We start from the raw sequence: 246 nt of genomic DNA, 5'->3' as shown, positions 1-246 counted from the left end.
ACCGACACGTTCGTTCTATTAAAACCAACATTGTCACCAGGAAGAGCCTCAGTAAGGGCTGTATGGTGCATTTCAACAGATTTAACTTCAGTGGTGATACTGCAAGGGCTGAATGTGATAACCGTGTTTGGCTTCAAGATACCAGTCTCTACCCTGCCGACAGGCACAGTTCCAATACCTCCAATCTTGTACACATCTTGTAAAGGCAAACGCAATGGCTTATCTGTTGGCCTCTTTGGAGGAATA

1 protein-coding gene is annotated in these 246 nt (G+C 45.1%); it reads right to left on the bottom strand.

Annotated elements, in window-relative coordinates:
• A partial coding sequence (locus ACYQ78_RS39955) for an EF-Tu/IF-2/RF-3 family GTPase (RefSeq protein ID WP_459806207.1) occupies positions 1 to 246 on the bottom strand: 246 nt, incomplete at both ends.

The sequence above is a fragment of the Herbidospora sp. RD11066 genome (assembly GCF_054661255.1).
Note: the sequence above shows the minus strand (reverse complement) of the source record. Positions and strands in the feature narration are given on the sequence as shown.